Here is a 12,838-nt window from a genome sequence, read left to right as displayed (position 1 = left end):
GCTTCCGTACCAACGATGTTCACGCACCAAAGGATAAGGAACCCTCTTATGCGCACCACCGAACGAACCCGCAGAACCGCCACCGCCATCGCCGTCGCGGGCGGCATGCTGCTGCTCAGCGCGTGCGGCGCCGCCGACACGGGCGCGCCGGACTCGGCGGGCGGCGGGAAGAAGACCGTCCGGCTCACCGTCCCGTCCTGGGTCGGCGCCGAGGCGAACGTCGCCGTGGCCAAGCATCTGCTGGAGACCGAACTCGGCTACAAGGTCAAGGCGCAGCAGATGGGCGAGGTCCTCGCCTGGGACGCGCTCAGCAAGGGGAACATCGACGCCATCCTGGAGGACTGGGGTCACCCCGAGCAGGAGCAGAAGTACATCGAGGAGAAGAAGACCGTCGTCCGGGCCGGTGACCTCGGCGTCACCGGGCACATCGGCTGGTTCGTCCCCAAGTACTTCGCCGACGAGAACCCGGACGTCACCAACTGGAAGAACCTCAACAAGTACGCCGACGAGCTGAGCACCTCGGAGACGGGTTCGAAGGGCCAGATCCTGGAGGGCTCGCCCGACTACGTCACCAATGACGAAGCGATCATCAAGAACCTGGACCTGGACTTCAAGGCCGTCTACGCGGGCAGCGAGGCCGCGCAGATCACGGAGATCCGGAAGAACGTCAAGGACAAGAAGCCCTTCCTGACGTACTGGTGGACCCCGCAGTGGCTGAACGCCGAGATCGACCTGGTCGAGGTGGAACTGCCGGAGTACAAGGAGGGCTGCGACAAGGACCCGAAGAAGGTCGCGTGCGCCTACCCGGACACCCCGCTGCAGAAGTTCCTCAACGCCGACTTCGCCGAGAACGGTGGCGAGGCGGCCGAGTTCCTGAAGAACCTCAAGCTGACGACCGAGCAGCAGAACGAGATCGCGAAGATGATCGCGGGCGAGAAGATGTCGCCGGAGGCCGCCGCCGAGAAGTGGACGAAGGCCAACCCGGACGTCTGGAAGGCGTGGATGCCGTAGCCTCCGCGATGCCGTAACCCCCGCCTCCGCGAGCCCTCGCCGGCCGCGGAGCCGCCGGGGAGCGGAAGCCGGCGCGGGCCGGGCCGCCGGGAGACCGGTGGCCCGGCCCGCGCCGTCGTTGCGGGAGGCGCCGGCCGCGGGGGCCGTCAGTGCCGGCCGGGCTGGTAGACGCCCGGCAGGGCCCGGGTGGTCACGGCGATCCGGTTCCAGGCGTTGATGGTGAAGATGAGCGCGATGAGCTGGGCGAGTTCGGGCTCCTCGAACTGCCCGGCGGCCCGCTCGTACACCTCGTCCGGGACGCCGCCGGGAAGCAGGGTGACCGCCTCGGTGAGGGCGAGCGCCGCCCGTTCCCGCTCCGTGTAGTAGCCGGTGGCCTCCTCCCAGGCGTTCAGCAGGTAGATGCGGTCCTCGCGCTCACCGGCCGCGCGGGCGTCCTTGATGTGCATGTCCAGGCAGAAGGCGCAGTGGTTGAGCTGCGAGGCGCGGATCTTGACCAGCTCGGCCAGCACCGGGTCCACGCCCTCGGAGGCGGCCCGGTCGAGGGCCACCATGGCCCGGTAGACGCCGGGGGCCAGCTTCGGCAGGTTCATCCGGGGACCGCCGAGGCTGCCCCCCGCCTTGCCCCCTGCCGTGCCCTCAGCCCTGCCTGCTGCCCTGCCCTCCGCCGTGCCGGCCGGTGCCGCGCCGCTCCCGGCCCCCGCGCCGTCCGTGCCCCCGGTGCCGTCCGTGCGGCTCTGCGTCTCGGTCGTCGTGTTCGTCATGGCAGGAACGGTACGAGGCGAGTGGCTCAGGTGTATGGGCCATTTCGCCGGTCTGTGCACGGGCCAATCGCGACGGGTCCGCCGTGGTTCCGGCAGCACATCCGGCGGCGGGCGGACACCGGACGGGCGCCGGACGGACATCAGGCGGCCGTTCGGAAACGGCTCTGCCGCACCCATTGACGCGTCCCGGTGCACAGCCTACGTTCGTTTCACTCTCCGCACACTCGTGCGCATAGCGAACACTATGGGATCACCGGCCTCCGCCGGCCCCTCACACTCGGGAGTCCTTATGCACCACCGGCTTTCCAGACTCGTCATCGCGGCGGCGACCGCCGTCGCGCTGGCCGGATGCGGTTCCTCGGCCTCCTCCGGCGACGACGCCGAGGCGGGGGACGGCGGCACCGCGCAGGTGAAGGTCGGCGTCATCCCGATCCTCGACGTCGCCCCGATCTACCTGGGCGACAAACAGGGCTTCTTCAAGGACCGGGGCATCGACCTGACACTGGAGAGCGGCCAGGGCGGCGCGGCCATCGTGCCCGGCGTGGTCAGCGGCCAGTTCCAGTTCGGCTTCTCCAACGTGACCTCCCTGATGGTCGCCCACTCCAAGGGCGTGCCGATCCAGTCGATCGCCAACGGCGTGGCCTCCACCGGCAAGGACGGCGCCGACTTCGGCGGCGTGGCGGTCGCGAAGGACAGCAAGCTCACCTCGGCCGAGGACCTGGCCGGCAAGAAGGTCGCCGTCAACACGCTGAAGAACATCGGCGACACCACCGTCCGCGAGTCGGTGCGCAAGGCCGGCGGCGACGCCGGGGACATCGAGTTCACCGAGCTCGCCTTCGACCAGATGCCCGCCGCCCTCTCCGAGGGCCGGGTCGACGCCGCCTGGCTGGTCGAGCCCGCGCTCTCCATCGCCAAGGCCCAGGGCGCCCGCGTCATCGCCTCCAACTTCGTCGACACCGCCCCCGACCTGACCGTGGCCACGTACTTCACCTCCGCCAAGCTCGCCCAGGAGAACCCGGAGCTGGTGAAGAAGTTCGGCGAGGCGATGAACGAGTCCCTGCGGTACGCCGACGAACACCCCGACGAGGTCCGCGACATCCTCGCCACCTACACCAAGATCGACGCCAAGCTGGCGAAGTCCCTGACCCTGCCGCGCTGGCCCACCGAGGCCAACCGTGCCTCGATCGAGAAGCTGGCCGAACTCGGCAAGAAGGACGGCGTGTTCACCAAGGCCCCGGACCTGGACGCTCTCTTCCGATGACCTCCACCACCCTGCCCGGGGAGACGAGGCCGGCCGGCCCCGGCCGCCTCGGCCCGGCGCTGCGCGGCCTGGCCGGGCTCGCCGGCCTGGCCGCCCTGCTCCAGGTGCTGCCGCTCACCGGCCTCGTCTCCGCCGACTACCTGCCCACCACCACCTCCATCCTCGGCGCGTTCGGCGAGCTCCTCGGCGACCCCGGATTCTGGACCGCGCTCGGCGACACCCTGACCGGCTGGGCGCTCGGCCTGGCCATCGCCGTCGCCGCCGGCGTCGTGCTCGGCATCGTGATCGGCTCCGTCCCCGTGCTGCGCGCGGCCACGGCCTCCACCATCGAGTTCCTGCGCCCGATCCCGTCCGTGGCGCTCATCCCGGTGGCCGTGCTGCTCTACGGCACCGACCTCCGCTCCACCCTGCTGCTCGTCGTGTACGCCGCCTTCTGGCAGGTCCTCGTCCAGGTGCTGGCCGGGGTCCACGACGTCGACCCGGTCGCCGACGACACCGCGCACAGCTACCGGCTCGGCCGCTGGGGCCGCGTCCGGTACGTGCTGTGGCCCACCGCCCTGCCCTACGTCATGACCGGGGTGCGGCTGGCCGCGGCCGTCGCGCTCGTCCTCGCCATCACCGCCGAACTCATCATCGGCACCCCGGGCCTCGGCAAGCAGATCGCCGTCGCGCAGAACTCCGGCGCCGTCCCCGAGGTCTACGCCCTCGTCCTCGTCACCGGACTGCTGGGCGTGGCCATCAACCTCGCGGCCCGCGCGGTCGAGCGGCGCACGCTCTTCTGGCACCAGTCGGTCCGCGGCAAGGAGGCACCGTGATCCTGTCGGCCGCCAAACGGGCGCTGACCGTCCTCGGCCTGCCCGCCGTCCTCTTCACCGTCTGGTGGTTCGCCACGGCGGACAGCACCGACTTCTACTTCCCCGCGCTGCGGGACATCCTCGCCGCCTTCGGCACCGTCTGGACCGGTGAGCGGCTCGCCACCGACGTGCTGCCCAGCCTCGTCCGGCTCGCCGAGGGCTACCTCCTCGCCTCCGCCGCGGGCATCGCGCTCGGCGTGCTCATCGGCACCAAGCAGGCCGTGCGCGACGTCCTCGAACCGGTCCTGGAGCTCTTCCGGGCCATCCCGCCGCCCGTCCTCGTCCCGGTGATCATGCTCTTCGCGGGCATCGGCGACACCATGAAGGTCCTGGTGATCGCCAGCGGCTGCCTCTGGCCGGTGCTGCTCAACACCGTCGAGGGCGTCCGCTCCGCCGACGAGGTGCTGAGCGACACCTGCCGCGCCTTCGGCATCACCGGCTTCGCCCGGCTCCGGCACTTCCTGCTCCCCGGCGCCGGACCGCAGATCGTCACCGGTATGCGCCAGGCGCTCTCCATCGGGATCATCCTCATGGTCATCAGCGAGATGTTCGCGGCGAGCAACGGCCTCGGCTTCACCGTCGTCCAGTTCCAGCGCAGTTTCGCCATCCCCGAGATGTGGAGCGGTGTACTGCTCCTCGGCATTCTCGGATTCCTGCTCTCCCTGCTCTTCCGGCTGGTGGAGAACCGGGCCCTCGCCTGGTACCACGGCCTGCGCCGGGCCCAGAGGTCGTCATGACCGGCGGCCGGCTGCCCGTTTCCCCCAAGGAGGCGTCGATGCTCGACGTACAAGGTCTGCGCAAGACCTACACCGCCCGCGGCCGCACCGTCGAGGCCGTCCGCGACCTGACCTTCCACATCGCGCCCGGCGAACTCGTCTGCCTCGTCGGCCCGTCCGGCTGCGGCAAGACCACCCTGCTCAAGTGCATGGCCGGGCTGCTCGCCCCGACCGGCGGCGAGGTGCTGCTGCGGGGCCGCCCCGTGACCGGACCGCCGGAGGGCATGGCCGTCGTCCTCCAGGAGTACGGCCGCTCCCTCTTCGCCTGGATGAACGTCCACGACAACGTGGGCCTGCCGCTGCGCCGCAAGAAGATGTCCAAGGCGCGCCGCGAGGAACTCGTCGACCACGCGCTGGAGCTCGTCGGCCTCTCCGACGCCCGCGACGCGTACCCCTGGCAGCTCTCCGGCGGTATGCAGCAGCGCGTCGCCATCGCCCGCGCCGTGGCGTACGAGCCGCAGGTGCTGCTGATGGACGAGCCGTTCGCGGCCGTCGACGCGCAGACCCGCGCCGAACTGGAGGACCTCATCCGCCGGCTCTGGCACGAGCTGGGGGTCACGGTGCTCTTCGTCACCCACGACATCGACGAGGCCGTCTACCTCGGCCAGAAGACGATCATCCTCTCCAAGTCGCCGACCGTCGTGCAGGAGGAACTCGTCATCGACCTCCCCGACGAGCGCGACCAGCTGCACACCCGATCCAGCGCCCGCTTCGGCGAACTGCGCGCCCACGTCTACGAGCAGATCCAGCGCGCCAAGAACGGCGCCGTGGCGGAGACGGGCACCGGGACCGGGACCGGGGAGCACGGAAGGGGCGCGGCGCCCGGAGGAGGGGGAGAGTCCGGAGCAGCCGGGGAGCCCGGAGAGTCCGGAGAGTCCGGAGGATCCGGAGAGTCCGGAGAAGACGCGAAGACGGTGAAAAGCTCCGGCTTGACACCGGAATCGGCCAAGTCCTAACGTCCGCCCGGGATCTGCGCGGGATCCGCGCAGGTCAACGGGGCAAGGAGAACGATGACGGACAGCGGTACGGACAGCAGCAGTACGGACGGCGGCGGTACGGACGGCGGGCGTGGCCCGCACTTCGTCCAGTCGCTGGAACGCGGCCTCGCCGTGATCCGGACGTTCAGCGCCGAGACACCCGAACTGACCCTCACGGAGGTCGCCAAGGCCACCGGCCTGAGCCGGGCCGCGGCCCGCCGCTTCCTGCTGACCCTGGCCGATCTCGGCTATGTGCGCTCCGACGGCCGGCTGTTCCGCCTCACCCCCCGGGTCCTCGACCTGGGCTACCCGTATCTGTCCGGCCTCTCGCTGGCCGAGGTGGCGGCGCCGCACCTCGAACAGCTCGTCGCCACCGTGCGCGAGTCCTCCTCGGCGGCCGTCCTCGACGGCGAGGACATCGTGTACGTCAGCCGCGTGCCCACCCGCCGGATCATGACCGTGTCCATCAGCATCGGCACCCGGTTCCCCGCCTACGCCACCTCCCTCGGCCGGGTCCTGCTCGCCGGGCTCCCGCCCGCGGAGCGGGAGGCGTTCCTGGAGCGCGCCGCACTCGCCCGGCTCACCCCACGGACGATCACCTCCCGGGAGGATCTGGCGGCCGAGCTGGAAACGGTGCGCGCCCAGGGCTGGAGCATCGTCGACCAGGAACTGGAGCTCGGCCTGATATCGGTCGCCGCACCCGTCCACGACGAGCAGGGGCGGGTGGTCGCGGCCATCAACGTCTCCACCCACGCCAGCCGGGCCACCCCGGAGTCCATCCGGCAGGACCTGGTGCCGGTCCTGCTGGACACCGCCGCGGGCATCGAGGCCGACCTGCACAAGAACAGCCGGTCCTGAACCGAGGCCGCCCCGGCCGCCCCCGGTAGGGTCCGGGGCATGGAGGAACCCCGGGCCGCCACCACCACCACCGGCTCCGATCTGCACCTGGACCTCCCGGCCCCGGGCACCTCCGGAGTGCGCGACGCCCTCATCACCGCCCTGCGCGAGGCCGTGCGCGGCGGCCGGCTCGCCCCCGGCACCCGGCTGCCGTCCTCCCGCTCCCTCGCCGCCGACCTCGGCCTCGCCCGCAACACCGTGGCCGACGCCTACGGCGAACTCGTCGCCGAGGGCTGGCTCACCGCACGCCAGGGCTCCGGCACCCGCGTCGCCCTCCGCGCCGACCCCGTACCGCCGCCCGCCGGCCGCTCCGTCCCGGCCGCCCGGACGCCGCGCCGCCGGGTGCACAACCTGCTGCCCGGCTCACCCGACCTCTCCGCCTTCCCGCGCGCCGCCTGGCTCACCGCCGCCCGTCGTGCCCTCGCCGCGGCACCGGCCGACGCCTTCGGCTACGGGGACCCGGCCGGCCGGCCCGAACTGCGGCACGCCCTCGCCCACTACCTCGCCCGGGCCCGCGGCGTGCGCACCGCCCCGGAACGCATCGTGATCTGCGCGGGGTTCGTCCAGGGCCTGATGCTGCTCAGCCGCGCGCTGAGGGCCATGGGCGCGGAGGCGGTGGCCGTCGACTCCTACGGGCTCGACTTCCACTGGTCCCTGATCCGCGGCGAGGGGCTGCGCACCGTACCGCTGCCGAAGGACGCACAGGGCACCCGGGTCGGGGAGCTCGACCACCGGCGGGACGCCGGCGCCGTGCTGCTCACCCCGGCACACCACTTCCCCACCGGGATGCCGCTCTCGCCGGAGCGCCGCTCCGCCGTCGTCGACTGGGCCCGCCGCACCGGCGGCCTCGTCCTGGAGGACGACTACGACGGCGAGTTCCGCTACGACTGCCGGCGCGTCGGGGCGCTGCAGGGGCTCGACCCGGAACGGGTCGTCCATCTCGGCACGGCCAGCAAGAGCCTCGCCCCCGGGCTGCGGCTGGCCTGGATGGTGCTGCCGCAGCACCTGGTCGGCGAGGTCCTCGCCGCCAAGAACCCGGCCGAGGAGATGACCGGCACCCCCGACCAGCTGATCCTGGCCGAGTTCATCACCGGCGGCGGCTACGACCGCCATCTGCGCTCCATGCGGTTGCGCTACCGGCGGCGCCGCGACCGGCTCGTCGCGGCCCTCGCCGAACGGGCCCCGCACATCCCCGTCACGGGCATCGCGGCCGGCCTGCACGCCGTGCTCGAACTCCCGCCCGGCACCGAGGACCGGGTGCTGCGGGCCGCGGCCTGGGAGGGCCTGGCCCTGGAGGGCCTCAGCCGCTACCGCCACGAGCCGGGGCCGGTCCCGGTGCCGGACACCGACTCCGCCGGGCCCGCCGCCGGGCCCGCCGGCCCCGGCCCGGCCGCCGGGGCCCCCGGCCCCGACGGCCTCGTCGTCGGCTACGGCACGCCGCCGGAGCACGCCTTCACGGCCGCCGTGGACGCGCTGTGCCGCGTCCTGCCGCCGGCACCCTGAGCCGGCCGCCGGAACCGGCATCCGCCCCGTCCTCAGGCCGCCCTCAGGCCGCCCGCAGCTCGGCCCGGAGCCGGTCCAGCCCCCAGTCCAGGTCCTCCTTGGAGATCACCAGCGGCGGCGCGAGACGGACCGTGGCCCCGTGGGTGTCCTTCACCAGTACACCGGCCCGCAGCAGCCGCTCCGAGAGCTCCCGGCCGGTGCCGTTCCGCGGGGCGATGTCCACACCGGCCCACAGCCCGCGTCCCCGTACCGCCTCGACCAGGCCCTCACCGGCCATCACGGCCAGCTCCCGGTGCAGATGCCCGCCCAGCTCCGCCGCGCGCCGCTGGTACTCGCCGGTCCGCAGCAACTCGATGACCTCCAGGGCGACCGCGCAGGCCAGCGGGTTGCCGCCGAACGTCGAACCGTGCTCGCCCGGCCGGAACACCCCCAGCACCTCCCGCGAGGACACCACCGCGGACACCGGCACCACACCGCCGCCCAGCGCCTTCCCCAGCAGATACACGTCCGGGACGACGCCCTCGTGCTCGCAGGCGAAGGTGCGGCCGGTGCGCCCCAGCCCGGACTGGATCTCGTCCGCGACGAACAGCACGTTCCGGGCCCGGGTCAGCTCCCGCACCCCCGCCAGATAGCCGTCCGGCGGCACCAGCACCCCCGCCTCGCCCTGGATCGGCTCCAGCAGCACCGCGACCGTGTCCTCGCCGATCGCCGCCTCCAGCGCGGCCAGGTCCCCGTACGGGACGATGTCGAAGCCGGGGGTGTAGGGGCCGTAGTCGGCGCGGGCCTCGGGATCCGTGGAGAAGCTGACGATGGTGGTGGTCCGGCCGTGGAAGTTGTCCGCGGCGACGACGATCCTGGCCCGCCCGTCCGGCACGCCCTTGACCCGGTAACCCCACTTGCGGGCCGTCTTCACGGCCGTCTCCACCGCCTCCGCGCCCGTGTTCATCGGCAGCACCATGTCCATGCCGCACAGATCGGCCAGCCGCTCGCAGAAGTCGCCGAACCGGTCGTGGTGGAAGGCCCGGGAGGTGAGGGTGACCCGGTCCAGCTGCTCCCGGGCCGCGGCGATCAGCCGCGGGTGCCGGTGGCCGAAGTTGAGCGCCGAGTAGCCGGCCAGCATGTCGAGATACCGCCGCCCCTCCACATCCGTCACCCAGGCCCCCTCGGCGGTGGCCACGACGACGGGCAGGGGGTGGTAATTCCGCGCGCTGTGGGCCTCTGCGGCGGCGATACTGCGTTCCGTACGCGCTGTCACGGCTTCTCCATTCGGTGGCCCGGGGGGAATGCGAACTCTTTCTATCGCTGATCGGCCACCGCGCGAAACAATCTCTCCAAGCGGCTTCCGGATCGGGGGACCGGGAGCCCCCGCACACCTGAGACAATGGGCCCATGGCCCTTGATCGACCTCGTGTGCTCTCCGGTATCCAGCCCACCTCCGGTTCGTTCCACCTGGGGAACTACCTGGGCGCGGTCCGCCAGTGGGTGGCCCAGCAGGACACCCACGACGCGTTCTACATGGTGGTGGACCTCCACGCGCTCACCGTCGTCCAGGACCCGGAGGCGCTGCGCGCCGACTCCCGGGTCGCCGCGGCGCAGCTGCTCGCCGCCGGTCTCGACCCGGAGCGCTGCACGGTCTTCATCCAGAGCCACGTCCCGGAGCACGCGCAGCTCGGCTGGGTGCTGAACTGCCTGACGGGCTTCGGCGAGGCCTCGCGGATGACGCAGTTCAAGGACAAGTCCGTCAAGCAGGGCACCGACCGGACCACCGTCGGCCTCTTCACCTACCCGGTCCTCATGGCCGCCGACATCCTCCTCTACCAGTCGGACGCCGTCCCGGTAGGCGGCGACCAGCGGCAGCACCTGGAGCTGACCCGGGTCCTCGCCGAGCGCTTCAACGGCCGCTACGGCGAGACGTTCAAGGTCCCCGACGCCTTCATCGTCCCGGAGACCGCCCGGATCACCGACCTCCAGGACCCGGCGCTCAAGATGAGCAAGTCCTCGTCCACCCCCAAGGGCATCGTCAATCTGCTGGACGAGCCCAAGGTCTCCGCGAAGAAGATCAAGAGCGCGGTCACCGACACCGACACGGTGATCCGCTACGACGAGGAGAACAAGCCCGGCGTCAGCAACCTCCTCACCATCTACGCCGCGCTCACCGGCGCCACCGTGGCGGAACTGGAGCAGCGGTACGAGGGCAAGGGCTACGGTGCGCTCAAGACCGACCTCGCCGAGGTGTACACGGAGTGGGCGACCCCCTTCCGCGACCGCACCCGGGAATATCTGGACGATCCGGAGACGCTGGACTCAATCCTGGCCAAAGGTGCGGAGAAGGCCCGCGCCGTGGCGGCCGAGACGCTCGCGCGGGTCTACGAGCGCGTCGGCTTCCTGCCCGCCAAGCACTGAGCGAGCCCCGAAGGAGCCGGTACGTCCGGGACAACGACACCAGCAGAGGAGAACGACGTGGGGACCGTAACGCTCGGCGTTTCGATCGCGGTCCCGGAGCCGTACGGCAGCCAGCTCCAGGAGCGGCGCGCGGGCTTCGGGGACACCGCCGCGCACCACATCCCGACCCACGTCACCCTCCTTCCCCCCACCGAGGTCGACGCCGCCCTGCTGCCGGACTTCCGCCGCCATCTCGCGGAGGTGGCGGCCGGCGGCCGTCCGTTCGCGATGCGGCTGGAGGGCACCGGCAGCTTCCGGCCGGTCTCGCCCGTGGTCTACGTCAAGCTGGCGGAGGGCATGCGGGAGTGCTCCGAGCTCCAGGAACTGGTGCGCTCGGGCCCGGTGGAGCGGGAACTCCAGTTCCCGTACCACCCGCATGTGACCGTCGCCCACGGCATCGCCGACACGGCGATGGACCGGGCGCTGGTGGAGCTCGCCGACTACACCGCCGCCTGGCTCGCCTCCGGCTTCGCCCTCTACGAGCAGGGCACGGACGGGCAGTGGCGGATGCTGCGCGAGTACCCCTTCGGCCGGGACGCCACGGCCTCCGGCCGGCCCGTGCACCCCTCCCCGGCCGGCGCGGCAGCCGCCTCCTTTCCGCGCCCCTGAGGACGCCGCGCCCGCGTCCCCGGAGGACACCCCCGGGGACGCGGACGGCCCCGCCCCCGGGGAGCTCCGGAGACGAGGCCGGGAAGGGGAGCCCGGCCGCCGGCGCACCCCTTGACCCCTTGACCGGCCGGCCCCTCGCCGTGTGCGAACCGGCTCAGACGATGATGACCCGGCGCCCGCGCGTGTGACCGGCCTGGCTGTCGATGTGCGCCGCGGCGGCCTCGGCCAGCGGGTACGACCTCTCGACGGGGATGTGGAGCCCGCCCTCCGAGATGAGGCGGGCCGCCTCGGCGAGCGCGTCCGTCATGCTCCCGGCCGCTCCGGAGAACCGGACACCCACGTCACGTGCCGCGGGATCGGCGATGGTGATCACCTTCTGCGGATCCCCGGTCAGCCCGACCAGCTCGCGGAGCACGCCCGAGCCGGCCAGATCGAGAGCCGCGTCGACACGGCCCAGCCGCCGCACCCGCTCGGCCCAGCCCTCGCCGTACGTCGTGGCGACGGCACCCAGGTCGCGGAGATAGTCCTGGTTCGCGGCCCCGGCCGTGCCGATCACCGTGATGCCGCGGTCGCGGGCGATCTGCAGAACCGCTGATCCGACGCCCCCCGAGGCGCCGTTGACGAGCAGCGTCTGCCCGGAGGTCACACCGGCCTCGCGGATGATGCGCAGCGCGGTCTCCATCACGGAGGGGTACCCGGCCGCCTCTTCGAACGTCAGGCCCCCGGGCATACGGGCCCAGGCCGACAGCACGGCGAACTCGGCGTAGGTGTCGGTGCCCCCACCGAAGACGGGGTCGCCGATCTCCACCCCTTCGGCGCCCTCGCCGATCTCGTCCACCACCCCGGCGGCGTCCTGACCGACTCCGGCGGGCAGCGCGAGCGGACTGATCTGCTGGAACTGGCCCTCCCGGATCCTCCAGTCCACGGGGTTCACGCCCGCCGCCCGTACGGCGATGCGTATACGGCCGGGGCCCGCGTGGGGCTCCTCGGCATCCACGAGGCGCAGAACGCCGGGACCGCCGAACTCGGCGAAGCTCACTTTCTTCATGCGGGGACCGTAACACTAACCGTTAGCTTTATGGAACCGTTCCGCATTTGGATCTGATAGTTTCAGGCCATGACCGAGCCGACCGGACGCCGGGAGCGCAAGAAGGCCGCGACCCGCCAGAAGATCGCCGACACCGCCCTGCGGCTCTTCCTGGAGCGCGGGTACGGCGCGGTGGGCATCCGTGACGTGGCCACCGAGGCCGACGTGGCCGTCACCACGGTCTTCTCGCACTTCGCCTCGAAAGAGGCCCTGGTGTTCGAGCAGGACGAGGGCTTCGGGCAACGTCTCCGGCAGGCGGTCACCGGCCGGGCGCCGCACGAGCCGCTCATCCCCGCGCTGCGCCGCGAGATCCAGGCCCTGGTACTCCATTGCACGGCGGACGGCGCCGCCCCGGTGTGGCGCATGGTCGACGCGACCCCCGCCCTGCGGGAGTACGAGGAGTCGATGATGCTCCGCCACGCGGAGTCGCTGGCCGCGGCCATCGCCGCCGAACCCGGCCCGCCCCGGACCACCACGGCCTGCCGGACGATCGCGAGGTTCGTGGTCGACGCCTTCTCCCTGGCCCGTGAGGCGACCGATCCGGAGGCTGCGGTGGACGAGATCTTCCGGATGATCGAGGCGGCCTGGGAGGCCGCCCGCTCTGGGGAGCGGGCGCCGGCCCCCGTCCCCCCGGGATCGGCGGGGGCGGGCCGCGGATGA

Annotated in this window: 13 protein-coding genes; 10 read left to right on the top strand and 3 right to left on the bottom strand. The window is 72.2% G+C overall.

The features are described from left to right. The first annotated feature begins 48 nt into the window (after positions 1-48). Positions 49-1,011: an ABC transporter substrate-binding protein gene (locus LIX60_RS11800; protein WP_227958387.1), complete on the top strand. Its 963-nt coding sequence runs from the start codon at positions 49-51 to the stop codon at positions 1,009-1,011. A gap of 146 nt (positions 1,012-1,157) precedes the next feature. Here the strand turns inward: LIX60_RS11800 and LIX60_RS11795 are convergent, their stop codons facing one another. Further along, positions 1,158-1,601, bottom strand: coding sequence for a carboxymuconolactone decarboxylase family protein (locus tag LIX60_RS11795; protein WP_227962733.1), 444 nt, complete (start codon positions 1,599-1,601; stop codon positions 1,158-1,160). Between the two features lie 460 nt (positions 1,602-2,061). Here LIX60_RS11795 and LIX60_RS11790 point away from each other — a divergent pair, with 460 nt between their 5' ends. Genes LIX60_RS11790 through LIX60_RS11765 form a run of 6 tightly spaced genes read left to right on the top strand, consistent with a single transcriptional unit; the run spans position 2,062 to position 8,040 of the window. Further along, the gene (locus tag LIX60_RS11790; protein ID WP_227958386.1) at positions 2,062-3,033 is read left to right on the top strand and encodes an ABC transporter substrate-binding protein; all 972 of its coding nucleotides are present in this window, start codon (positions 2,062-2,064) and stop codon (positions 3,031-3,033) included. Then, a complete protein-coding gene (locus tag LIX60_RS11785) occupies positions 3,030-3,848 on the top strand; it encodes an ABC transporter permease (protein WP_227958385.1) in 819 nt (272 codons plus the stop codon). Before LIX60_RS11790 ends, LIX60_RS11785 begins: the two co-directional genes overlap by 4 nt. Beyond that, positions 3,845-4,624: an ABC transporter permease gene (locus LIX60_RS11780; protein ID WP_227958384.1), complete on the top strand. Its 780-nt coding sequence runs from the start codon at positions 3,845-3,847 to the stop codon at positions 4,622-4,624. Before LIX60_RS11785 ends, LIX60_RS11780 begins: the two co-directional genes overlap by 4 nt. Before the next feature lie 38 nt (positions 4,625-4,662). Continuing rightward, on the top strand, positions 4,663-5,619 hold the full coding sequence (locus LIX60_RS11775) for an ABC transporter ATP-binding protein (protein ID WP_227958383.1): 957 nt from the start codon (positions 4,663-4,665) through the stop codon (positions 5,617-5,619). Positions 5,620-5,673: 54 nt separating this feature from the next. Next, the gene (locus LIX60_RS11770; RefSeq protein ID WP_227958382.1) at positions 5,674-6,498 is read left to right on the top strand and encodes an IclR family transcriptional regulator C-terminal domain-containing protein; all 825 of its coding nucleotides are present in this window, start codon (positions 5,674-5,676) and stop codon (positions 6,496-6,498) included. A 39-nt stretch (positions 6,499-6,537) separates the two neighbouring features. Further along, entirely contained in the window at positions 6,538-8,040 is a 1,503-nt protein-coding gene (locus tag LIX60_RS11765; RefSeq protein ID WP_227958381.1) for a PLP-dependent aminotransferase family protein, read from the top strand. A gap of 43 nt (positions 8,041-8,083) precedes the next feature. Here LIX60_RS11765 and rocD read toward each other — a convergent pair whose 3' ends face one another. Further along, positions 8,084-9,295: an ornithine--oxo-acid transaminase gene (gene rocD / locus LIX60_RS11760; RefSeq protein WP_227958380.1), complete on the bottom strand. Its 1,212-nt coding sequence runs from the start codon at positions 9,293-9,295 to the stop codon at positions 8,084-8,086. A 134-nt stretch (positions 9,296-9,429) separates the two neighbouring features. Between rocD and trpS the strand changes: the two genes are divergently transcribed. After that, positions 9,430-10,443 (top strand): tryptophan--tRNA ligase, encoded by a 1,014-nt coding sequence (gene trpS, locus LIX60_RS11755; RefSeq protein WP_125624809.1) that lies wholly within the window; start codon positions 9,430-9,432, stop codon positions 10,441-10,443. Positions 10,444-10,500: 57 nt separating this feature from the next. Then, positions 10,501-11,091: a 2'-5' RNA ligase family protein gene (locus tag LIX60_RS11750; protein ID WP_227958379.1), complete on the top strand. Its 591-nt coding sequence runs from the start codon at positions 10,501-10,503 to the stop codon at positions 11,089-11,091. A 154-nt stretch (positions 11,092-11,245) separates the two neighbouring features. Here LIX60_RS11750 and LIX60_RS11745 read toward each other — a convergent pair whose 3' ends face one another. Next, the gene (locus LIX60_RS11745; RefSeq protein ID WP_227958378.1) at positions 11,246-12,139 is read right to left on the bottom strand and encodes an NADP-dependent oxidoreductase; all 894 of its coding nucleotides are present in this window, start codon (positions 12,137-12,139) and stop codon (positions 11,246-11,248) included. Between the two features lie 69 nt (positions 12,140-12,208). On the opposite strand from LIX60_RS11745, the gene LIX60_RS11740 reads away from it, so the two are divergent. Further along, positions 12,209-12,838, top strand: coding sequence for a TetR/AcrR family transcriptional regulator (locus tag LIX60_RS11740; protein WP_227958377.1), 630 nt, complete (start codon positions 12,209-12,211; stop codon positions 12,836-12,838).

The sequence above is a fragment of the Streptomyces sp. S07_1.15 genome (assembly GCF_020739505.1).
GTDB lineage: Bacteria > Actinomycetota > Actinomycetes > Streptomycetales > Streptomycetaceae > Streptomyces > Streptomyces xinghaiensis.
Note: the sequence above shows the minus strand (reverse complement) of the source record. Positions and strands in the feature narration are given on the sequence as shown.

Coding starts and splice junctions, on each gene's coding strand:
- LIX60_RS11745 (WP_227958378.1), bottom strand. CDS start 12,139: ATGAAGAAAGTGAGCTTCGCCGAGTTCGGCGGTCCCGGCGTTCTGCGC.
- LIX60_RS11785 (WP_227958385.1), top strand. CDS start 3,030: ATGACCTCCACCACCCTGCCCGGGGAGACGAGGCCGGCCGGCCCCGGC.
- LIX60_RS11765 (WP_227958381.1), top strand. CDS start 6,538: ATGGAGGAACCCCGGGCCGCCACCACCACCACCGGCTCCGATCTGCAC.
- LIX60_RS11740 (WP_227958377.1), top strand. CDS start 12,209: ATGACCGAGCCGACCGGACGCCGGGAGCGCAAGAAGGCCGCGACCCGC.
- LIX60_RS11790 (WP_227958386.1), top strand. CDS start 2,062: ATGCACCACCGGCTTTCCAGACTCGTCATCGCGGCGGCGACCGCCGTC.
- LIX60_RS11770 (WP_227958382.1), top strand. CDS start 5,674: ATGACGGACAGCGGTACGGACAGCAGCAGTACGGACGGCGGCGGTACG.
- LIX60_RS11800 (WP_227958387.1), top strand. CDS start 49: ATGCGCACCACCGAACGAACCCGCAGAACCGCCACCGCCATCGCCGTC.
- LIX60_RS11775 (WP_227958383.1), top strand. CDS start 4,663: ATGCTCGACGTACAAGGTCTGCGCAAGACCTACACCGCCCGCGGCCGC.
- LIX60_RS11795 (WP_227962733.1), bottom strand. CDS start 1,601: ATGAACCTGCCGAAGCTGGCCCCCGGCGTCTACCGGGCCATGGTGGCC.
- trpS (WP_125624809.1), top strand. CDS start 9,430: ATGGCCCTTGATCGACCTCGTGTGCTCTCCGGTATCCAGCCCACCTCC.